Annotated in this window: 16 protein-coding genes; 13 read left to right on the top strand and 3 right to left on the bottom strand. The window is 71.5% G+C overall.

Annotated elements, in window-relative coordinates; all coding sequences use genetic code 11:
* The first annotated feature begins 241 nt into the window (after positions 1-241).
* From AB0M70_RS19250 to AB0M70_RS19240, 3 genes are all read left to right on the top strand, one after another.
* Entirely contained in the window at positions 242-505 is a 264-nt protein-coding gene (locus AB0M70_RS19250) for a WhiB family transcriptional regulator (protein WP_016642094.1), read from the top strand.
* 192 nt (positions 506-697) lie between these two features.
* Positions 698-4,378, top strand: a complete 3,681-nt coding sequence (locus AB0M70_RS19245; RefSeq protein WP_365821169.1) for a glycosyltransferase family 2 protein — start codon at positions 698-700, stop codon at positions 4,376-4,378.
* Entirely contained in the window at positions 4,375-5,877 is a 1,503-nt protein-coding gene (locus AB0M70_RS19240) for a DUF5719 family protein (RefSeq protein WP_365821168.1), read from the top strand. The genes AB0M70_RS19245 and AB0M70_RS19240 overlap by 4 nt, the downstream gene beginning before the upstream one ends.
* 35 nt (positions 5,878-5,912) lie before the next feature.
* On the opposite strand, the gene AB0M70_RS19235 is transcribed toward AB0M70_RS19240, so the two are convergent.
* Positions 5,913-6,377 (bottom strand): metallopeptidase family protein, encoded by a 465-nt coding sequence (locus tag AB0M70_RS19235; protein ID WP_365821167.1) that lies wholly within the window; start codon positions 6,375-6,377, stop codon positions 5,913-5,915.
* Positions 6,378-6,665: 288 nt separating this feature from the next.
* Here AB0M70_RS19235 and AB0M70_RS19230 point away from each other — a divergent pair, with 288 nt between their 5' ends.
* From AB0M70_RS19230 to AB0M70_RS19200, 7 genes are all read left to right on the top strand, one after another.
* Positions 6,666-7,139: a DUF3499 domain-containing protein gene (locus AB0M70_RS19230; protein WP_365821166.1), complete on the top strand. Its 474-nt coding sequence runs from the start codon at positions 6,666-6,668 to the stop codon at positions 7,137-7,139.
* A 175-nt stretch (positions 7,140-7,314) separates the two neighbouring features.
* Positions 7,315-8,931 (top strand): L-lactate permease, encoded by a 1,617-nt coding sequence (locus AB0M70_RS19225; RefSeq protein WP_365821164.1) that lies wholly within the window; start codon positions 7,315-7,317, stop codon positions 8,929-8,931.
* Between the two features lie 146 nt (positions 8,932-9,077).
* Entirely contained in the window at positions 9,078-10,442 is a 1,365-nt protein-coding gene (locus tag AB0M70_RS19220) for a phosphomannomutase/phosphoglucomutase (protein WP_365821163.1), read from the top strand.
* 196 nt (positions 10,443-10,638) lie between these two features.
* Positions 10,639-10,815: a Trm112 family protein gene (locus AB0M70_RS19215; protein ID WP_363211587.1), complete on the top strand. Its 177-nt coding sequence runs from the start codon at positions 10,639-10,641 to the stop codon at positions 10,813-10,815.
* Between the two features lie 121 nt (positions 10,816-10,936).
* The gene (locus tag AB0M70_RS19210; RefSeq protein ID WP_365821162.1) at positions 10,937-12,139 is read left to right on the top strand and encodes an SIS domain-containing protein; all 1,203 of its coding nucleotides are present in this window, start codon (positions 10,937-10,939) and stop codon (positions 12,137-12,139) included.
* Positions 12,140-12,229: 90 nt separating this feature from the next.
* Positions 12,230-13,384 (top strand): mannose-6-phosphate isomerase, class I, encoded by a 1,155-nt coding sequence (gene manA, locus AB0M70_RS19205; protein ID WP_365821161.1) that lies wholly within the window; start codon positions 12,230-12,232, stop codon positions 13,382-13,384.
* A 101-nt stretch (positions 13,385-13,485) separates the two neighbouring features.
* Entirely contained in the window at positions 13,486-14,445 is a 960-nt protein-coding gene (locus AB0M70_RS19200) for a cation diffusion facilitator family transporter (RefSeq protein WP_365821160.1), read from the top strand.
* A gap of 78 nt (positions 14,446-14,523) precedes the next feature.
* Here the strand turns inward: AB0M70_RS19200 and AB0M70_RS19195 are convergent, their stop codons facing one another.
* On the bottom strand, positions 14,524-16,605 hold the full coding sequence (locus AB0M70_RS19195; protein WP_365821159.1) for a fructose-specific PTS transporter subunit EIIC: 2,082 nt from the start codon (positions 16,603-16,605) through the stop codon (positions 14,524-14,526).
* 425 nt (positions 16,606-17,030) lie between these two features.
* Here AB0M70_RS19195 and ahcY point away from each other — a divergent pair, with 425 nt between their 5' ends.
* A complete protein-coding gene (ahcY, locus tag AB0M70_RS19190) occupies positions 17,031-18,488 on the top strand; it encodes an adenosylhomocysteinase (RefSeq protein WP_365821158.1) in 1,458 nt (485 codons plus the stop codon).
* An 896-nt stretch (positions 18,489-19,384) separates the two neighbouring features.
* Entirely contained in the window at positions 19,385-19,999 is a 615-nt protein-coding gene (locus tag AB0M70_RS19185; protein ID WP_365821157.1) for a hypothetical protein, read from the top strand.
* A gap of 11 nt (positions 20,000-20,010) precedes the next feature.
* Here the strand turns inward: AB0M70_RS19185 and AB0M70_RS19180 are convergent, their stop codons facing one another.
* On the bottom strand, positions 20,011-20,955 hold the full coding sequence (locus tag AB0M70_RS19180) for an RDD family protein (protein WP_365821156.1): 945 nt from the start codon (positions 20,953-20,955) through the stop codon (positions 20,011-20,013).
* A gap of 89 nt (positions 20,956-21,044) precedes the next feature.
* On the opposite strand from AB0M70_RS19180, the gene AB0M70_RS19175 reads away from it, so the two are divergent.
* On the top strand, positions 21,045-22,052 hold the full coding sequence (locus tag AB0M70_RS19175; RefSeq protein WP_365821155.1) for a stage II sporulation protein M: 1,008 nt from the start codon (positions 21,045-21,047) through the stop codon (positions 22,050-22,052).
* Positions 22,053-22,494: the final 442 nt, after the last annotated feature.

Here is a 22,494-nt window from a genome sequence, read left to right as displayed (position 1 = left end):
GTCCTTCCCTGGTGAAGGCGGTCGCGGGGTGCCTCGGGATGGGCCACCGGCAAGTGACGGGGTTTATGCCGATTTGAACACTTTCCGCATTACCTTGGTTCCGCAGGGTGAATAAGGGGCCCAATAGCAGATCTCGGCTTGACTGGCCCGGATCGGCACACTTGTAATTTCACTCGTGTCGTTCAGCCGAAATCGGTAACGGCAAGCACCACGGGGACGCACAGACAGACGAGGGGCGCACATGACCGAGCTGGTTCAGGAACTGCTGGTCGAGGACGCGGACGAGGAACTCGGCTGGCAGGAGCGCGCGCTGTGCGCCCAGACCGATCCCGAGTCCTTCTTCCCCGAGAAGGGCGGCTCCACGCGAGAGGCCAAGAAGGTCTGCCTCGCCTGTGAGGTTCGCTCGGAATGCCTTGAGTACGCACTGGCGAACGACGAGCGGTTCGGAATCTGGGGCGGTCTTTCGGAGCGGGAACGCCGCCGTCTGAAGAAGGCCGCCGTCTGAACACCAGCTGGATCCGCCCGACCAAACGGCACACACCCCTACGTAAGGAACAGCCCGTCGCCCGTGGGTTATCCACAGGCGGCGGGCTGTTGTGATGCCAGCCGTTAGTGTGGGGCCCCGTCCGAGACGCCCCGGCGCCCCCATGAAGCGCAGGCGTCCACCGCAGTCCATCGAACCGGGGCCCGTACCTCGATGTCCGTGCACAGCCATTCAGCAGCCAGTCCTCAAGACGCCGCTGCCGCTCCTGAGTTCCCGCGGCACGTAGTCACCGCCGTGATCGTCTCCCACGACGGCGCCCGCTGGCTGCCCGACGCCCTCGCAGGGCTGCTCGGCCAGGAGCGCCCGGTGCAGAACGCCGTGGCCGCGGACACCGGCAGCGCGGACGACTCCGCCCGCCTGGTCACCGAGGCACTCGGCCCCGACCGCGTCCTGCACCTGGCCCGGCGCTCCGGCTTCGGCACCGCCGTCGACGAGGCGAACCGCGTCGCCGGCGTGCTGACCCCGGAAGAGCTGCCCTACCTGAAGCGCCCCAGCGGCTGGGACCCGGTCAGCCGGACCTGGCGCGACGACGCCTACGACCTCCCCGAACTGCCCCACGGCGAGCCCGAACAGTGGCTCTGGCTGCTGCACGACGACTGCGCGCCCGAGCCCGGCGCTCTCGCCGAACTGCTCCGTGTCGTGGAGAACGAACGCGAGGTCGGCAAGGACGTCGCGATCGTCGGCCCCAAGCTGCGCGGCTGGTACGACCGCCGCCAGCTCCTCGAGGTCGGCGTCTCCGTCGCCAACAGCGGCCGCCGCTGGACCGGCATCGACCGGCGCGAGCAGGACCAGGGCCAGCACGACCACGTACGGCCCGTGCTCTCGGTGTCCACCGCGGGCATGCTGATCCGGCGGGACGTCTTCGACGAACTCGGCGGATTCGACCGGCGCCTGCCGCTCATGCGGGACGACCTCGACCTGTGCTGGCGCGCGCAGAACGCGGGCCACCGCGTCCTGATCGCCCCCGAAGCCGTCGTCCGGCACGCCGAGGCCTCCTCGCGCGAGCGCCGCACCGTCGACTGCGTCGGGCGTACGTCGACGTCGCCGCACCGCGTGGACAAGGCGGGCGCCGCCTACACCCTGCTCGTCAACGCCCGTACGGCCGTGCTGCCCTGGGTGCTCCTGCGGCTCGTCGTCGGCACCCTGCTGCGCACCGTGGCGTATCTGGTCGGCAAGGTCCCGGGCCAGGCGGTCGACGAGGTCGCCGGTCTCCTGGGGACACTGCTGCGGCCCGGACGGATCGTCAGCGCCCGCAAGGAGCGCGGCAAGTCGGTGCTCGAGCCGTCCGAGATGCGGCCGCTCTTCCCGCCGCCGGGTGCCACTGTCCGCGCCACCGTCGAACAGGTGGCGGGCAACATTGTCGGCCGCTCCGACCCCGAGGCCGTCACCGGCGCGGGGCGGCACGGGGCCGTCGAGACCGGACCCGGCGGGGACGACGCGGACTTCCTCCAGGTCGAGCAGTTCGCCCGCCTCAAGCGCCTGGCCCGCAAGCCGGGACCGATGCTCTTCGTGGTGCTGCTTTTCGCCTCGCTCATCGCCTGCCGCGAACTCCTCGGCAGCGGTGCGCTCGCGGGCGGCGCGCTGCTGCCCGCCCCCGGTGACTCCTCGGCCCTCTGGGCGCGCTATCTCGATGCCTGGCACCCGGTCGGCACCGGCGGCACGCAGTCGGCGCCGCCCTACCTGGCACTCGTCGCGGGGCTCAGCAGCCTACTGTTCGGGTCCACCGGGCTCGCGGTCACGGTGCTCCTGGTGGGCTCGGTGCCGCTGGCCGGCTTCGCCGCCTACTTCGCCTCACGGCCCCTGGTCGAGTCGCGTCTGCTGCGCGCCTGGGCCTCGGTCGCGTACGCCTTCCTGCCGGCCGCCACGGGCGCGCTCGCGGGTGGCCGCATCGGTACCGCCGTCCTCGCGGTCCTGCTGCCGCTCATGGCGCGCGCGGGCATCGCGGCGAGCGGCCTCGCCTCCCCGGGGGGCACGCGCGGAAGCTGGCGCGCCTCGTGGGCGTTCGCCCTGCTCCTGACACTCACCACCGCCTTCACGCCGATCGTGTGGCCGATCGCCCTGGTGCTCGGCCTCGCGCTCCTCGTGGTGCGCAGGGGCGACATCACGGCGTACGGCCCGCGCTTCCTCGCGGCGCTCGGCACGCCGCTCCTGATCCTCGCGCCCTGGTCGCTCTCGCTGCTGCCCTTCGGCTTCTTCGGTGAGGCGGGGCTCGACTTCGGCGTCGGCTCCGCGACCGGGCTCGACCTGCTCGGGGGCAGCCCCGGCGGTCCCGGCACCGTGGACGGGCTGCTGCTCATCGGCATCGTGTTCGCCGCCCTCGCCGCGCTCCTGCGTACGGAGCGGCAGCTCGCCGTCCGCACCGCCTGGATCGTCGCGCTGGTCTCCCTGGCCTTCGCCGCGCTCTCGAACAGCTCGGCGTGGGCGGGCCCCGCGACCCTCGGGTACGGCATCGCGCTCCTGGCCGCCGCCGCGCTCGGCGCCGACGGCGCACGCACGCGTGTCGCCGAGCAGAGCTTCGGCTGGCGTCAGCCGGTCGCCGTCCTCATCGCCTTCGCGGCGGCCGCCGGGCCGCTGCTCGTCGCCGCCGGGTGGATGATCCGCGGCGCCGACGGCCCCCTGGAGCGGCGCGACCCGGTCCAGGTGCCCGCGTTCGTCGCCGAGGAGAGCGGCACGCAGGACCAGGCCCGCACGCTCGTCCTGGACAGCGAGTTGGCCGCCCAGGTGTCGTACACCCTCGTCCGCGGCTCGGGCGCCCGCCTCGGCGACGCCGAACTCGCCGACGCGGGCGGCTCGAACGGCCACCTGGACAAGATCGTCGCCCGGCTCCTCGCGGGCTCCGGCGCCGACCAGGCCGACCAGCTCGGCGGCTTCGCCGTGCGCTACGTCCTCGTACGCGAGGGCGCGCCCCGCCAGATGAGCCGCACCCTGGACTCCACCCCCGGCCTGACCCGGCTCAGCCAGGAGGACGGCAGCGCCCTGTGGCGCGTGGACCGGCAGGTCTCGCGCGCCGCGATCGTCCCCGAGGCGGGCGATCCGCTGCCGGTGGCCGCAGGCCCCGTGGAACTGCACACGAACATCCCCGCGGGTGACGAGGGCCGCACCCTGCGGCTCGCCGACGCCGTCGACGAGGGCTGGACGGCGACCCTGGACGGCCGCACGCTGTCCCCGACCACCCTTGACGGCTGGGCGCAGGGCTTCGAACTGCCCGCGTCGGGCGGCCGCCTGGACGTCACGCACACGACTCCCGTGGGGCACACGGGATGGCTGTGGGCCCAGGGCGCGCTCGCCGTGGTCCTGGTGGTCCTCGCCCTTCCCGGCCGCCGCCGTGACGTGGACGACGACCTTCCCGAGGAGGCCGTCGTCCCGGCGGAGCCCGTCGAGGGCGAGGGACGCAGGGCCCGCAGGCTGCGGGCCGCACAGGCCGAGCAGGACGCCGCGCAGGCAGGCGCCGGGCAGGACGACGCCGGCACTCCGCCGCCTCCTCCGAAGGATGAGGGTGCCTACGCCGCGGTGCCCCAGCAGCAGTCGCAGTCGCACGACGAGTGGCAGGCCGCCGACGCGGGCGCCGACTACGGCACATACCAGGGCGAGCAGCAGTATCAGGACGCCCAGTACCCCGCGGGTGCGTACGACCAGCCCGCGTACCAGGACCCCTACCAGGGCGGCCAGTACGACCCGTACGCCTACGGAGGCGCACAGGGCGTACCGGGCGGCGCCGAGCAGTACGGCCAGGCGTTCGACGCCACGTACGGTCAGCAGCCCCCGATGCCGCCCCAGCCCCCGCAGCCGCCGCACGGCACCGACAGTGAGCGCCCCGACGGGAGCCAGCAGTGAACCGCACGACCCAGTCCCTGATCGCCGCCGCGGCCGCGCTCGCCGCGGTCACCGGGTTCGCCGTGACCAACGCGCCCGACGGCGGCGGCGACGACGGCGCCAAGGCCGCCGAGCGGCTGCCCGTGGAGCGCACCAGCCTGCTCTGCCCGGTGCCCAGCTCCTCCGACCTCGCCGAGACCTCGTACACGGCGTTCACGCCCAAGGGCGAGGGTTCCGGCAGGACGGGCAAGGCGGAACTGATGCCCGCCACCAGGGCTCTGAAGGTCACACCGGAGGACGAGGCCAGGAAGAAGAAGGAAGAGGACGACAAGCCCTTCCTGACCTCGAAGGCACCGGGCAAGCCGGTCACCGGCGAGGAGACCGGGGGCGAGTCACCCGCGCTCCTGGGCACCGCGGACGGCCGCCAGGCCCCCGGCTGGACCGTCCAGCAGACCACCAAGTACGCGGTGGGCAGCGGACGCGGCCTCCAGGGCGCCAACTGCACGGCGCCCGACACGGACTTCTGGTTCCCGGGCGCGAGCACCGCCAAGGGCCGCAGTGACTACGTCCACCTGACCAACCCGGACGACTCGGCGGCCGTCGTCGACGTCGAGCTGTACGGCAAGGACGGCGCCCTCAAGACCGAGGTGGGCGAGGCGATCCAGGTCCAGCCGCACTCCAGCGTCCCGGTCCTGCTGTCCACGCTCGCGGCCAAGGAACAGACCAACCTCACGATGCACGTGACCGCGCGCAGCGGCCGGGTCGCGGCCGCCGTGCAGTCGTCGGACGACAAGCTCGGCGGCGACTGGCTGCCCGCGTCCGCCGATCCCGCGAGCCGCCTGGTCCTGCCCGGCATCCCCAAGGACGCCACCTCGGTACGCCTGGTCGCCTTCGCCCCCGGCACCGACGACGCCGACCTGAAGGTGCAACTGGCCTCGCCCACCGGGTCGATCAGCCCGGCCGGGCACGCGAACCTGCACGTCAAGTCCGGCATGACGACAGCCGTGGACCTCGGTGACGTCACCAAGGGCGAGGCGGGCTCGCTGATCCTGACGCCGACGGAGGAGGCGACGCCCGTGGTGGCGGCCCTGCGCGTCACCCGGGGCAAGGGCGCCGACCAGGAGACGGCGTTCATCCCCGCGACGAGCGCGATCGGCGCGCGCGCGACGGCGGCCGACAACCGGGCCAAGGGCTCCACGCTGTCGCTCGTGGCCCCTGGCGAGACCGGCAAGGTGAAGGTCACGGCGTCGGAGGGCAGCGAAGGCGGCTCGCCGACGACCAAGACGTACACGGTCAAGGGCGGCACGACGCTGGGGATCAAGGCGCCCGTCCCGAGCGGTCTCAAGGGCACGTACGCGCTCACGGTGGAGCCGGTGTCGGGGGGCGAGGTCCATGCCTCCCGCATGCTGGAGGACCCGGAGGACGGCGTCCCCATGTTCACCGTCCAGACCCTGCCGGACGACCGGGGCATGGTGTCGGTGCCGCACGCGGAACAGGATCTGAAGGTGCTGCAGAAGTAGGCCTCAGTGGCCCGTCCACGGGGGCGGGGGAGCCGTCAGGAGTCTTCCCCGTACCTCGGGTCGACCGACTCGGGCGAGAGGCCGAGGAGCTCGGCGACCTGCTCGACCACCACCTCGTGGACGAGCGCGGCCCGCTCGTCCCGCCCCTTGGTGCGGATCTCCACCGGACGCCGGTAGATGACCACCCGCGCGGGGCGGTCACCGGCCGCCTCGATCGTGCCGCCCAACGGCACGACGTCATCGCTCCAGTCGTCCTCGCCCGCGCCCCCGCCCCGCCCCAGCGCGGGAACCTCGAGCACCAGGAAGTCGATCTCGCTCAGCTGCGGCCAGCGCCGCTCCAGGCGCTCCACGGAGTCCTGCACCAGGTCGGTGAAGACCTCCGCGCGGCTGGCGGACAGCGGCACCTGGGGCGGCGCCACGGGTCCGCGCATGCCCCTGCCGTGGCGGTCGCGGCGGCGGGGCCTCGGGTCTGCGGCGCGGGGCTGTACGGGGTCGTCCATCACTGACGAAGCGTAGTCCTCGAGATCGGCGTTTCCGCACAGCTTCCACCGGGCTTCCACACTGCTTCCGTGCTGCTTTCGCGGTGCTTGCGTACTGCCCCCGTCCGGCTTCCGTCCGGCACGCGGCATGTCGCCCGATGACCATTCCGGCCAGGGTTGCGCCCGATTCCGTATCTCTCCGGGACCGTCGGCCTCGCGATGAATGACGGTATTTGCGCCAAGCAGTGACCGGATCTGACACCACCGGCCACTTGGGCCCCTCGCGTCACCGCAGGTCAGCGACGCGCCATGGGAGCGTGCGGTGACGGGGGTCACGGCACGACACGGTGGGGTGACCTCGCGGAGAGTCGTCGCGGCCCGCTCAAGAGTGCGGTACCGTCCAACATCGTGAGCCCTGTACGTCGCTGTTCGCGCACCGCTTGCGGCCGTCCCGCCGTCGCGACGCTGACGTACGTCTACGCCGACTCGACCGCGGTCCTCGGCCCCCTCGCCACCTACGCCGAACCCCACTGCTACGACCTCTGTGCCGAGCACTCCGAGCGCCTCACCGCGCCCCGCGGCTGGGAGGTCGTCCGGCTCGCCGACTCCTCCGGTCCGGCCCGCCCCAGCGGTGACGACCTCGAGGCGCTCGCCAACGCGGTGCGCGAGGCGGCCCGCCCCCAGGAGCGCGCCGCGGAGGCCGGTGGCGGCGCGCGCAGGGCGGACCCGATGGAGGTCGCGCGCCGCGGCCATCTGCGGGTGCTGCGCTCACCGGATTCCTGAACCGCCCCTCTCCTTGCTGAACCGCCCCTCTCCGGAGACCCCAGTCGTTCATCGCTGAACAAGTTCTCCTGCACGACCCATTGACGTGCCCATGTCGGCGACTCGACCATTCCCCCAGCCGTGAGAGATCACGTTCCGCATCGCGGAATACGGAAATGGAACCGGGGAGCCGCCCGTGTACGTGCAGCAACTGGAGCCCGTGGCCGATTCGCTCGGCCTGTCCGCCCTCGTCGCGACCCTGCCCCTCCTGACCGTCCTCGTCCTGCTCGGCGCCGTCCGCATGAAGGCCCACCACGCGGGCCTCATCGGCCTCGCCGTCGCCGCCCTCGTCGCCTGGATCGCGTACGGGATGCCGCTCGGCCAGACGGCCTCCGGCGCCGCACAGGGTGCCCTCTTCGGGCTTTTCCCCATCCTGTGGATCGTCGTCAACGCCCTGTGGGTGTACCGGATGACGGTCCGCACCCGGCACTTCGACATCCTGCGCCGCTCCTTCGGACGGCTCTCGGACGATCCGCGCATCCAGGCGCTCGTCGTGGCCTTCTGCTTCGGGGCGCTCCTGGAGGCGCTCGCCGGCTTCGGGGCACCCGTCGCGATCTCCGCGGTGATGCTGGTGGCGCTCGGCTTCGACCCCGTCAAGGCCGCCGTCGTCGCCCTCGTGGCCAACACCGCGCCCGTCGCCTTCGGCGCCATGGGCACCCCCGTGGTGACGCTCGCGCAGGTCACCGGGCTCCCGCTGGACACCGTCGCCACGGTCGTCGGGCGCCAGACGCCGCTGCTCGCCCTCGTCGTGCCGCTGCTCCTGGTCTTCCTCGTGGACGGGCGTCGCGGGCTGCGCGAGACCTGGGTGCCCGCCCTGGTATGCGGATTCGCCTTCGCCGCCGCGCAGTTCGCCGCGTCCAACTACGTCTCGGCCCAGCTGGCCGACATCGGGGCGGCCCTGGCCGGCGCGGGCGCCCTGATGGCGGTGCCCGGCGCGCGCAAGCCCGCCACGGAGCCCGTACGGGTCGCCGTCCTGACCGGCGCGCGCAGCGAGGACCTGGACCAGGACGACCCGCGCCCCGAGATCCTGCGCGCCTACGCCCCGTACGCCCTGATCGTCGCCATCTTCTCGGTCGCCCAGATCCCGCCGGTCAAGGACCTTCTCGCCAAGGCGACGCAGACCTTCGACTGGCCCTTCCTGAACGTCGCGGGACCCGACGGGGACCCGGTGAGCGGCAACCTCTTCTCGCTGCCGCTCGTGGCGACGGGCGGGACGCTCGTGCTGCTCGCCGGCGTCGGCACGGCCGCCGTCATCGGGGTGCACGCGCGCGTGGCGGTGCGGGAGTGGCTCGCCACCGTGCACGAACTGCGGTTCGCGATCCTCACCGTGACGTCCGTGCTCGCCCTCGCGTACGTGATGAACCTGTCCGGGCAGGCCGCCACCATCGGCCACTTCGTGGCAGCGGCGGGCGCGGGGCTCGCCTTCCTGTCGCCGGTGCTCGGCTGGTTCGGCGTCGCGGTCTCCGGCTCGGACACCTCGGCCAACGCGCTCTTCGGCGCGCTCCAGGTGACGGCGGCTCAGCAGTCCGGGCTCTCGCCCGAACTGCTCGCGGCCGCCAACAGTTCCGGCGGCGTGCTCGGCAAGATGATCTCCCCGCAGAACCTGACGATCGCGTGCGCGGCGGTCGGACTCGCGGGCAAGGAGGGCGATCTGCTGCGCAAGGTGCTGCCCTGGAGCCTCGGCCTGCTCCTGGTGATGTGCCTGATCGTCGTCGGACAGAGCACGGTGGTGCTCGGCTGGATGCTGCCGTGACGAGAGCCTGACCTCCGACTGACGGAGCTTGACGCCGCTCACAGCCTGTTGTCAGTTGTTGCGGGTAGTTTGGGGTCACCGGCGAGCACTCGACCGGGTGTTTTCCGAGACCGCTGAACTCGCAGAACCTGCAGAGAGGGTTGGCCGTGACTGCTGATCTGTCCCAGATCGTGAAGGCGTACGACGTGCGCGGGGTGGTCCCGGACCAGTGGGACGAGTCGCTCGCCGAGCTGTTCGGCGCGGCCTTCGCGAAGGTGACGGGCGCGGACGCGATCGTGACCGGACACGACATGCGGCCCTCGTCGCCCGGCCTCTCCCGCGCCTTCGCGCGCGGTGCCGCGGCGCTCGGCGTCGACGTCACGGAGATCGGCCTCTGCTCGACGGACCAGCTCTACTACGCGTCGGGGGCGTTGAACCTGCCGGGCGCGATGTTCACGGCCTCGCACAACCCCGCGCAGTACAACGGCATCAAGATGTGCCGTGCGGGCGCGGCCCCGGTCGGCCAGGACACCGGCCTCGCCGACATCCGCGCCCTCGTGGAGGGCTGGTCGAAGACCGGCGCCCCGCAGCCGGCGGCCACGCCCGGCACGCTCACCGAGCGGGACACCCTCAAGGACTACGCGGCGCACCTGCGCGGCCTGGTGGACCTGACGTCCATCCGCCCCCTCAAGGTCGTCGTCGACGCGGGCAACGGCATGGGCGGGCACACCGTCCCGACCGTCTTCGAGGGCCTGCCCCTCACGCTCGTACCGATGTACTTCGAGCTGGACGGCACCTTCCCCAACCACGAGGCCAACCCCCTCGACCCGAAGAACATCGTGGACCTCCAGGAGCGGGTGCGCGAGGAGGGCGCCGACCTCGGCATCGCCTTCGACGGCGACGCGGACCGCTGCTTCGTCGTCGACCAGGACGGCGCCCCGGTCTCCCCGTCGGCGATCACCGCCCTGGTCGCCTCGCGCGAGCTCGCGCGCAACGGCGGCAAGGGCACGGTCATCCACAACCTCATCACCTCCTGGTCGGTCCCCGAGGTCGTCAAGGAGAACGGCGGCACGCCGGTCCGCACCCGCGTGGGGCACTCCTTCATCAAGGAGGAGATGGCCAAGACGGGCGCGATCTTCGGCGGCGAGCACTCGGCGCACTACTACTTCCGCGACTTCTGGAACGCGGACACGGGCATGCTGGCCGCGCTCCACGTCCTCGCGGCGCTCGGCGGCCAGGACGGCCCCCTTTCGGCGCTCGTCGCGCAGTACGACCGCTATGCGGGCTCCGGCGAGATCAACTCCACGGTCGACGACCAGACGGCCCGCCTCGCCGCCATCAAGGCGAGGTACACCGGCCAGGAGGGCGTCACCCTCGACGAGCTGGACGGCCTCACGGTGACGTCCGCGGACTGGTGGTTCAACGTCCGCGCCTCCAACACGGAGCCGCTCCTGCGCCTGAACGTGGAGGCCCGCGACGAGGCGACGATGACGCGGACCCGCGACGAGGCCCTGGGAATCATCCGAGGCTGAGGCGCCTCCCGCCCGCCTGCCCTCCCACCGGCCCGCAGTCGAGCCACGGGCTTCGCCCCAGGCCCCACCCAGGGGGCCTGGGGCGCAGCCCCGGCAGTACACGCGCAGCAAGGCCCGGGGGCCAGCACAGGCCCAGGGGCCGGCGGTAGGCTGACCAGGCGACATTCCTCGCCCACCGCTCGAAGGGACCCACCCCATGCCGCTCGAAGCCGGCCTCCTGGAGATCCTCGCCTGCCCGGCCTGCCACGCCCCCCTCAAGGAGGCGGACACAGAGCTGGTCTGCACGGCGCCCGCGAAGGACTGCGGCCTTGCCTACCCCGTCCGCGACGGCATCCCCGTACTCCTCGTCGACGAGGCCCGCCGCCCCGCGTAAGGCCCCGCAAGGCCGTCCGGGGCCAGCGCCCCGCAAGGCCCCGCCCGGCCCCGCGTAACGACAAGAAGTGCGAGCGGCGGCGCCCCCGCCCCGCCGCCCGGCGAATCGGAGGCCCGACCCCATGCTGGACGAATCGCTCCTTGACGCGCCCGAGGCCCTCGCCGTGGCCGACCGCCGCGGCCTCCTCCGCGGCGCCGCGGAGGCAGGCGCCCGCGTCCGCACGGCGGTGCGGCACGCGACGGAGGCCGGGCTCACCCAGCTCAAGCCGGACGGCCGCCCCCGCGCCATCCTGATCGCCGGGCCCGGCACGGCCGCCACCTGCGTGGCCGATCTGCTCGGCACCCTCGCCGGCGCCGGCTGTCCCGTGGTCCGCCTCGCCCCCACCGGCGTGGCCCCCGCGGCAGGCGCCCTGCGCTGGGCGCTCCCCGGCTGGGCGGGCCCGCTCGACCTGCTGCTCATCGCCACCCCGGACGGCACCGAACCGGGCCTCGAACTCCTCGCGGGCCAGGCCTACCGACGCGGCTGCACGGTCGTCGCCGTCGCCCCCGCCCGCTCCCCGCTCGCGGAGGGCGTGGAGGGCTCGCACGGCCTCACGGTCCCGATGGCCACCTCCCCGTACGGGGAGTACGAGACCCCGCACGACGGAGAGCGGGCCTCCGAGGCCTACGAGGCACGCCGCGTGGACGACGAGGCCGCGGCCTCCGCCCCCGCCACCCTCTGGGCCCTGCTCACCCCGCTCCTCATCCTCCTGGACCGCACCGGCCTGATCACCGCACCGGCCGAGACCCTGGAGAAGATCGCCGACCGCCTCGACCACGTCGCCGAACGCTGCGGCCCGGTCGTGGCGACATACAGCAACCCCGCCAAGACGCTCGCCGCGGAGCTCGACGAGACCCTCCCGGTGATCTGGACCGAGGGCGCTCTCGCCGGCCCCGTGGGCCGCCGCTTCGCCGCGGGCCTCGCCGAGCTCGCCGGGCACCCCGCGGTCGCGGGCGAGCTGCCCGAGTCCCTGCCCGCGCACGGCGCCCTGCTCGCGGGCACCCTCGCAGCGGGCGGCGGGGACGACGGCGACGACTTCTTCCGCGACCGCGTCGAGGAACCCCAGCAGCTGCGCGCCCGCGTCGTCCTGCTCCGCGACCGCCCGGTGGACGCCGGAGGCCTCAGCGCGGCGCCCGCGGCCCGCGAACTCGCCCACGGCCACGACATCGCGATCAGCGAGCTCGAACCGGAGGACGGCGACGACCTGGAGACCCTCGCGGAGCTGATCGCCGTCACGGATTTCGCCGCCGTTTACCTGGCGCTCGCCCCGAGGGACCGATCATGACCACAGCCCGGTCATGACCCTGGACGCAGCACGACACCGCATGGCCCCGCCTCGCCCGCACCGCGTACGTACGTAAGGGAGAACCCCTCCGTGGACCGCCTCAGCAACACCATCCGCCCCTACGCCTGGGGTTCCACCACCGCCATCGCGGAACTCATCGGCGTCGAGCCGACCGGTGAACCGCAGGCCGAGATGTGGATGGGCGCGCACCCCGGCGCGCCCTCGCGCACCGGGCGCGGTCCGCTCGACGAGGTGATCGACGAGAACCCGGGACGGGAGCTCGGCCGGGCGGCCGTCGCCAGGTTCGGCCCACGCCTGCCCTTCCTCCTCAAGCTCCTCGCCGCGGGCGCCCCGCTCTCCCTCCAGGTCCACCCCGACCTGCAGCAGGCGAGGGAGGGGTACGAGGACGAGGAGAAGCGGGGCGTCCCGATCGACGCCCCGCACCGCAACTACAAGGACGCCAACCACAAGCCCGAACTGATCTGCGCCCTCACGGAGTTCGACGGCCTCTGCGGCTTCCGCGACCCCGTCGAGGCCGCCGACCTGCTGGCCGGCCTCGGTGTCGACTCCCTGAAGCCGTACGTCGACCTGCTGCACGCCAAGCCCGAGGACGGCGCGCTGCGCGAGGTCCTGACGGCCGTCCTGACCGCGGACCCCGACGAGATGCGGGCGACGGTCACCGAGGTCACCGAGGCGGCCCAGCGGCTCGGCGGCGCCTACGCCCCGTACGCGGGCATCGCGCGGCACTACCCCGGCGACCCCGGCGTCATCGCGGCGATGCTCCTCAACCACGTCCGACTGCAGCCCGGCGAGGCCCTGTTCCTCGGCGCCGGCGTCCCGCACGCCTACCTCGACGGTCTCGGCGTCGAGATCATGGCCAACTCGGACAACGTGCTGCGCTGCGGCCTGACGCCCAAGCACGTGGACGTCCCCGAACTCCTGCGCATCGTCCGCTTCGAGCCGACCGTCCCGGGCATCCTGCGCCCCGAGGCATCGCCCGACGGCGAAGAGGTCTACGACACCCCGATCGACGAGTTCCGCCTCTCCCGCTTCGTCCTGCCCGAGGGCGCGGCTCCGCACGACCTCACCGCGGCCACCCCGCAGATCCTGCTCTGCGTCGCGGGCTCCGTGCACGTGGGCGACGCCGGGGAACTCACGCCCGGACAGTCCGTGTTCGTCCCCGCGGACGAAAAGGCCGAAGTGTCCGGAGTCGGCACGGTCTTCCGTGCCACTGTGGTGGCCTGACTCACCACCAGCGCCTCGTGCTGCAACAATGACCCACCGCAAAGGCCGGGCAAAGCGGCAACGGACAAGTACGTACGCAGGCGAAGGGACAACGGGCACACATGAGCGCGTCAGGCGGAACAAAGGCGATTGTCGCGGCACTCGCCGCGAACCTCGCGATCGCGGTGGCGAAGTTCGTCGCGTTCATCTTCAGTGGTTCGTCGTCGATGCTCGCCGAGAGCGTGCACTCGCTCGCGGACTCGGGCAACCAGGGGCTCCTGCTCCTCGGCGGCAAGAAGGCGCAGCGCGAGGCGACCCCCCAACACCCCTTCGGGTACGGGCGCGAGCGCTACATCTACGCCTTCCTGGTCTCCATCGTGCTCTTCTCGGTCGGCGGCATGTTCGCGATCTACGAGGGCTACGAGAAGATCAAGCACCCGCACGAGATCGAGCACTGGTACTGGCCGGTCGGCGTCCTGGTGTTCGCGATCATCGCCGAGGCCTTCTCGTTCCGTACGGCGATCAAGGAGTCGAACCTCACGCGCGGCAACCTCACGTGGACGCAGTTCGTGCGCCGCGCGAAGGCCCCCGAGCTGCCGGTCGTGCTCCTGGAGGACCTCGGCGCGCTGGTCGGCCTGATCCTGGCCCTGGGCGGCGTCAGCCTCGCCCTCGCGACGGGCGACGGCGTCTGGGACGGCATCGGCACGCTCTGCATCGGCGTCCTGCTCATCCTGATCGCGATCATCCTCGCCGCGGAGACCAAGTCCCTGCTCCTGGGTGAGGCCGCGGGCACGGAAGAGGTCCAGAAGATCGAGAAGGTCCTGGTCGACGGCGACACGGTGACCCGCGTCATCCACATGCGCACCCTGCACCTCGGCCCCGAGGAGCTGCTCGTCGCCGCCAAGATCGCCGTGCGCCACGACGAAACGGCGACCGAGGTGGCCCACGCGATCAACGCCGCCGAGGAGCGCATCCGCGCCGCGGTCCCGATCGCCCGCGTGATCTACCTGGAGCCGGACATCTACAGCGAGACGGCGGCCGCCGAGGGCACCAACCCGGCGAAGTCGCCCGGCGGCCACTGACCTTCCGCCACTCCCGTACGCAGTCGGGGCCCCGCACCGTGCAGGTGCGGGGCCCCGATCGCGTAACTCACCCATGGGTCACCGCACCTCGCGCAGCACCTCGAGGACCGCCGCCTCGTCGGGCGCGGCCTCGAGCCGCTCCCGGAAGCCGGTGTCCATCAGCTTGCGCGAGAGGAGCGCGAGAATCCGCAGGTGCTCGTCGCCCGCGGCGGCCTGCGGCACGGAGATCATGAAGATCAGCTTGGCCTTCGTACCGTCGAGCGCGCCCCACTCGATGCCCTCGGCCGACCGCGCGAACCCGACGACCGGCGAGGTCACCGCATCGGTCTTGGCGTGCGGAATGGCGATCTCCTCGCCGAGCCCGGTCGTGCCCTGGGCCTCGCGGCGCAGGGCGGTCTGCACGAGCTCCTCGACGTCGTTGACCTTGCCGGTGGCGGCGAGGAGGTTCGCCATCTCGCGGATCGCGGAATCCTTGTCGGCGGAGTCGAGACGGACCTTCACGGTCTGCTCGGTGAGATAGCCGGAGAGGACTTCGGGTTCCTCCGAGGCGGCTGTCGCTGTGGGGGCGGGCGCAGGCACCTTCTGCGGGGTGCTCGTCCCGCCCGCGGCGACGGCTCCCGCGCCCACACCGGCGAGCACCGGCTCAGGACCGCCCGGCACATCGACGACGGGCGCCCCACGGCGCTTGCGCTCGCTGATGTCGACGAGCGTGACCGTCGTGAGGGCGGTGACCACGGCACCGATGACGATGGCGATGAAGAACATCGGTACGCCGCCGACGGCGCCCAGAACCGCCACGATCGGCCCGCCGTGCGGCACGGCGTCCTCGACGCCCGCCTGACCGGCGATCGCACCGGCGACGGCACCGCCGAGCATGTTCGCGGGAATGACCTGCGCGGGGCGTGCCGCGGCGAACGGAATCGCACCCTCGGAGATCCCGAAGAAGCCCATGAACAGGGCGGCGAGACCGGTCTCCCGCTCCTGCTCGTTGTAGAGCCGCTTGCGGATCAGTGTCGCGAGGCCTTGGCCGAGCGGCATGACCGGGATCGCGGCGGCGCACATGCCCATGACGGTCTGGTTGCCGGTCGCGATGAGACCGGTGCCGAACAGGAAGGCCGTCTTGTTGACGGGACCGCCCATATCGAACGCGATCATGAGCCCGAGAATTGCGCCGAGCAGGATCGCGCTGGTTCCCGTCATACCGCTGAGCCAGCTGGTCAGATGCTCGAAGACCCACGAGATCGGCTTGCCGATGACGTAGATGAAGAAAAGACCGAGTGCCGTCGTCGCGACGATGGGGATCACGATGATCGGCATGATCGGCTGGGCGAACTTGGGGACCTTGACCTTCTTGATCCACAGCACCAGATAACCGGCGAGGAAGCCGGTCACGATGGCGCCGATGAAGCCCGCGCCCGCCTTGGAGTCGTACAGCTCGCCGGTGTTGGCGATGAAGCCGCCGATCATGCCCGGCACCAGCGCGGGCCGGTCCCCGATCGCGTACGCGATATAGCCGGAGAGGATCGGCACCATCAGCGTGAAGCCGATGACACCGATGTCGTTGACGTGCTTCCAGAACGAGCCGTCGGGGATGACGAGCCCGCCCTGCGGGTCGGTGTGCCCGCCGAGGGACAGCGAGATCGCGATCAGCAGCCCGCCGACCACGACGAACGGAATCATGTACGAGACGCCGTTCATCAGCGCCTTGTACGCGAGACTCCGCTCCTTGCCGCCCCCGCCCCCGCCCCCGCCGCCTCCGGTGGAGGTCGCATCGGCGGTCCCACCGCCGGCGCCACCACCGTGCACGGGCGCGCTCCGCACCTGCTCGATCAGCCGCTCCGGGTGGCTGATGCCCTCGGAAACACCGACGGACAGTACGCGCTTGCCCGCGAAACGGCTGCGGTCGACGTCCTTGTCGGCGGCGATGATGATGCCGTCAGCATCTCTGACATCGTTGTCAGTCAAGACGTTCTCGGCCCCGATGGAGCCTTGCGTCTCCACCTTCATGTCGATGCCGAGGCTCTCCGCCGCCTGCGAGAGCTTCTCCGCCGCCATGTACGTGTGGGCGATACCGGTCGGACAGGCGGTCACGGCGAGCAACTTGAGCTTCCTCTGCTCGCCGCTGTCACCACCTATGGGGGGATCGGCCGGGTGGGTCACGTGGATCTCCTAACGCCTTCAGCGCCTTCAGTGCCTTCAACGGCTTCAACGGCTTCGTCAAACAAGATCGCGCAAATGTTCCCGATCTCAAGGCATCCTGCAACACATGCGCGCAGGGTCAAAAGCGCAAAGGTCCCGAATGCGCAGGTCTGTCGCCCTGTTCACGCCCCGGCCTGCGGTGGCCCGCCCACTCCGACGCCCGGGGAGGCGGGCTGGGGCTCGCTGGGCCAATCGGTGTAGCTTTGTGACCGAGCCAGACGTCGCTGCTGATGGCGGTCGGGCGGTGCCTCTGCGGGCGCCGTCCGAGGGAGAGAGGGCCTCCGACGGACTGCGCTGCTGCGCACCGGTACACCTCTGTGCCGTCGTCGCAGGTCAGCCAGCCATGCCCACCCACCCTCGATCAACCCACGAGGAGCAGCTCGCACATGACGACTCTCATCAACGGCCAGGACTTCAAGGTCGCCGATCTCTCCCTGGCCGAGTTCGGCCGCAAGGAGATCACCCTCGCCGAGCACGAGATGCCCGGCCTGATGTCGATCCGCAAGGAATTCGCCGCCACTCAGCCGCTGGCCGGCGCCCGCATCATGGGCTCGCTGCACATGACCGTGCAGACCGCCGTCCTCATCGAGACCCTGGTCGCCCTCGGCGCCGAGGTCCGCTGGGTCTCCTGCAACATCTTCTCGACCCAGGACCACGCGGCCGCGGCCATCGCCGTCGGCCCGAACGGCACCCCGGACGACCCCCAGGGCATCCCGGTCTTCGCCTGGAAGGGCGAGACCCTGGAGGAGTACTGGTGGTGCACGGAGCAGGCGCTGACCTGGCCGAACACCCCCACCGGCGGCCCGAACATGATCCTGGACGACGGCGGCGACGCCACGCTCCTGGTCCACAAGGGCGTCGAGTACGAGAAGGCCGGCAAGGTCCCCTCCGAGGACACCGCCGAGTCGGACGAGCACCGCGTCATCCTGCAGCTCCTCAACCGCACCATCACCGAGGGCTCGCAGAAGTGGACCCAGCTCGCCTCGGAGATCCGCGGCGTGACCGAGGAGACCACGACGGGCGTCCACCGCCTGTACGAGATGCACCGCGACGGCACCCTCCTCTTCCCGGCGATCAACGTGAACGACGCCGTCACGAAGTCGAAGTTCGACAACAAGTACGGCTGCCGCCACTCCCTGATCGACGGCATCAACCGCGCCACGGACGTCCTGATCGGCGGCAAGACCGCCCTCGTCTGCGGTTACGGCGATGTCGGCAAGGGCTGCGCGGAGTCCCTGCGCGGCCAGGGCGCGCGCGTGATCATCACCGAGGTCGACCCCATCTGCGCCCTGCAGGCGGCGATGGACGGCTTCCAGGTCACGACGCTGGACGAGGTCGTCGACAAGGTCGACATCTTCGTCACCACGACCGGCAACAAGGACATCATCATGGCCTCGGACATGGCCAAGATGAAGCACCAGGCGATCGTCGGCAACATCGGCCACTTCGACAACGAGATCGACATGGCCGGCCTCGCCAAGATCCCCGGCATCGTCAAGGACGAGGTCAAGCCGCAGGTCCACACGTGGACGTTCCCCGACGGCAAGGTCCTCATCGTCCTGTCCGAGGGCCGCCTGCTGAACCTGGGCAACGCGACGGGCCACCCGTCCTTCGTGATGTCCAACTCCTTCGCGGACCAGACCCTGGCCCAGATCGAGCTGTTCACCAAGCAGGAGGAGTACCCGACCGACGTCTACGTGCTCCCCAAGCACCTCGACGAGAAGGTCGCCCGCCTCCACCTGGACTCGCTCGGCGTCAAGCTCACGACGCTGCGCCCCGAGCAGGCCGCGTACATCGGCGTAGAGGTAGAGGGCCCGTACAAGCCGGACCACTACCGCTACTGAGCACCCCGCCGGCCCACACCCCCGGCCCCCGCTCAACCGCAGGCCCCCGCCCTCCCGGCGGGGGCCTGCGCCCATAAGCCAGCCAAGTCGGCCCCCAGAGCCCACCAAGCCCAGCCCCCACCCCTCTCACGGCGCCGGTCCCGACCCCATGCCCCGAAGCCGCGCCAGCCACCAGCCGCAGCTCAGCTCTGCTATCCCACCGGGCCGAGCACGGCTAACCGGCACCGCGGAGGCCGCGGAGGCCGTCCAAGGCCCGGCCTCTGCTCTCCCACTGGGGTTGAGCTCGGCCGCCGGAACCGGCACCGCAGAGGTCACGGAGACCAGCCGCGGCTCAGCACTGCCCTCCCACCGGGCCGGGCACGGCTCCTTGGACCGGCACCGCGCAGGACGCGGGGGCCGCGTGGGGCGGCCGTCGCCCCCCTACGACGGGACAGTCAGGCTCGCGTCTTGAAGCTGCGGAAGGCAGGTTCGCAAACAGGCGCCCCCCCCAAACGCCATCCGTCCGGATCAGCAGGTCATCGTGGAACGAGGTGCCGCTCGCGACGACCGTCCGCGGCCTCCTGCCCTCGCGCCCCCACTCGACATCACCCCTGAACGCCCCCCTGCCCCTTGCTCCGCCAACGCCTCATGACGCGCACGCGCATTACGTCTGTCCACCGTTAGCCCCCCCTCGCGCCGCCCCTCGAGTAGTCGGCGAAGCCACCCAGACGCCCGGCACCCGCGGGCCAAGCATCGCGACTGACCTACCGTGGGGCTCGGAGCGAGCCGAGAGACTCTCCCTGCGGACGACGGGGCACGGCCCGCAGTCCGCCGACAGCAGCCCACCCGGCCCAGCACTGACCCACAGTTGCCCCGGCTCCGGGACAAGCACCCGCCCCCTACAAGGACCGAGCCCCATGCCCCGCGGCCACTATTCGCTTCACGATCCGCACGACCACACCCCCCTCGGTGAAGAACACTTCCACTGCGCCCCCGGCCCCTCCGGCTGGCGCTACGTCTCCCAGCGGACCGCGCCCTCGGGCGAGCCCACCGGCTCCGTCGACCTCGCCCTCGACGAACTGGGCCGGCCCATCCGCCTCGAACTGCACGCGGGGGACTGGCAGATCCGTGCCGCGGCGATCGACGGCGTCACGTGGGTACGCACCGACCCCACCGGAACCCACGCCACGGAAGACAACGCCCCCGCCCACGCCTTCACCGGCACATCCCCCGCTTTCCTCGTCGCCACCACACGCCTGCTGCGCCTCACCCCCGGTTCCCCCGCGACCCGCGTCCGCCTCGTCGCCTTCACCGACCCGGTCCTCGCCCCCCGCACCCTCGACCAGTCCTGGGCCCTGCTGAAAAGCGAAGCACACGCCACTGACAACGGCCCGCTGATCGTGGACGAATACCAGGTCACAGCCTTGGACACCGGCGAGCAGCACGCCATCCACATCGCCGGCGACGTAGTCCTCTCCGCCCCCGGCACAGAACTCGAGAACCTCGAATCCCCGCCCTCGACCTTCGCCTGACCCTGGCGGCCCTACGCGGGCGGCACGAACCCGGTGCCGGAAGGCGCGCCCTCCGCCCCCTCCTGCCGCACGGCCGGCGGCACATCACGCGCCCCCGGCTGGACCGGCGGACCGACGTCCAGGTACGCCGGGTGGGCAGGGGAAATCGGGGCGGGCGGCGTCACGTACGCAGACTCGGCAGCAGGCACTCCACCCCCGCCCCCGATGCCACCACCGAACGCCCGCCGGGCATCCCGCGCCTGCCGCTCCTGCACGACCGCCGCCAGGTACGCCGCCGGCGGCACACCCTGCGGAGCCGGCGCCCCCGTACGTTCCGCGAGATCCCCGGCAAGCCGCTCAGCCATCGACCAGCCCACCTGCGGGTCCAACTGCCCCATGCGCGTCAGGTACTGCCTGATGGCGAGCCACAGCCCCTCAGGCACCCCGGACAGATCGAGCCCGGAAAAGCGCCCCGCGAGCCAAGGCGGCGGCGGAGGGATGAAGGGCGCCCGGCCGGTCGGCACCCGCTCCCGCACGACGAGCGTCCCCGCGAACACATCCCCCAGCCGCCGCCCCCGCGCCGACACCAGCGAAGCAATGCAGGCGACGACCCCGAACGTCAGCAGAATCTCGACGACCCCCACCGCACCCCGCACCAGCGCGTGCCGGAAACGAATCGGCCCCCCGTCGTCCCGCACCACCCGCAGCCCGCACGCCATCTTCCCCAGCGACCGCCCATGGCTGAGCGTCTCGACCGCGATCGGCCCGCCGACCAGGATCAGCACGAAGCTCGCCACGGCGACCGCAGCGGCCGCGGCGTCGTCCAACGAGGACGTGGAGGCCACAATCGCCAACGTCACCGCCAGGTAGACCGCCCAGGCCACCACCAGGTCGATCAGTACGGCGAGCCCACGACTCGGCAGCTTCGCCGGGCGCAGCTCAAGCGCCACCGCCTCGCCCGTCACCAGCTCACTCACGCCAGCCGCCCTTCCCTGCCCTGCCGTCGGAACCGCCAGTCTGCCAAGCTGAGGCAGCATCGCGCCGCAGTACGAGGAGCAGCCACCTGATGGACCTCGACGTCTTCGTCTCCGCCCACCGAGCAGAGTGGGACCGACTCGACGCCCTGCTGCGCCGCCGGCGCCGCCTCGACGGAGCAGAGGCCGACGAACTCGTCGCGCTCTACCAGCGCACCGCCACCCACCTCTCCCTCATCCAGTCCAGCGCCCCGGACCCACAGCTCACCGGCCGCCTCACCCACCTCGTGGCACGCGCGCGTAGTGCGGTGACAGGCACCCGCCGAGCTTCCTGGCGCGACGCCACACACTTCCTGAGTCACGGTTTCCCGGCAGCGGTCTACCGCTCCCGCCACTGGTGGGTCCCCACGGCCCTCCTCTCGACGGTCCTCGCGGCCGTCATCGGCTGGTGGATCGCCACGCACCCCGAGGTCCAGGCATCCATCGCGGCCCCCGGAGAGCTGCGCGAGCTCACCCGCCCCGGCGGCGAGTACGAGACGTACTACTCGAGCCACCCAGCAGCATCATTCGCGGCCCAGGTGTGGACGAACAACGCACAGGCAGCCGCCATGTGCCTGGTCCTGGGCGCCTTCCTCTGCTTCCCCGTCATCTGGATCCTCTTCCAGAACATGCTGAACCTGGGAGTGGGCATCGGCCTGATGTCCGACGCCGGCCGCCTCGACACCTTCCTCGGCCTGGTCCTCCCGCACGGTCTCCTGGAGCTGACGGCGGTCTTCGTGGCCGCCGGTACGGGCCTGCGCCTCGGCTGGACCGTCATCGACCCGGGCCCGCGCTCACGCCGAACCGCTCTCGCGGAAGAGGGAAGAGCCGCCCTCGGCATGGCGGTGGGTCTGGCCTTGGTCCTGTTCATCTCCGGCGCCATCGAAGGCTTCGTCACGCCCTCGGGCCTGCCGACCTGGGCCCGCATCAGCATCGGCATAGCCGCTGAACTGGCCTTCCTGGCCTACGTCTACGTACTGGGCGGCAGGGCGGCCCGCGCCGGCGCCACGGGCGACCTGGACCCCGCCGAACGCAGCGCCACGGTCCCCGTCGCAGCCTGATGTGCGTCCGGCCCTGCTGAGCTGCTAGTGTCCTCGACGCCCCAGAAAAACCGTTGACACGGAAGGACTGGGGAGGTAGATTCGAACAGTTGCCTAGAGCTGGACAAGTCCAGCGGCGGCAGTTAATATCTGCCTGCTTCTTGATTCTCATAAGCCAAGAAGCCGCACCCGATAAATCGGAAACTCCAGCCGGTAAGACCGGCCGAAAACTTCTGATAAAGTCGGACTCGCCGGAAAGGGAAACGCGAAAGCCGAAAGGCCGGAGCGGGAACCGGAAAGGCACCGAGGAAATCGGACACGAAAGAGTCTGATAGAGTCGGAAACGCAAGACAGCGAAACACAGCAAAACAAAATGAAACACCGAAGGGAAGCGCCCGGAGGAAAGCCCGAGAGGGTGAGTACAAAGGAAGCGTCCGTTCCTTGAGAACTCAACAGCGTGCCA

The sequence above is a fragment of the Streptomyces sp. NPDC051214 genome, from assembly GCF_040682375.1.
Taxonomy (GTDB): Bacteria; Actinomycetota; Actinomycetes; order Streptomycetales; family Streptomycetaceae; genus Streptomyces.
Note: the sequence above shows the minus strand (reverse complement) of the source record. Positions and strands in the feature narration are given on the sequence as shown.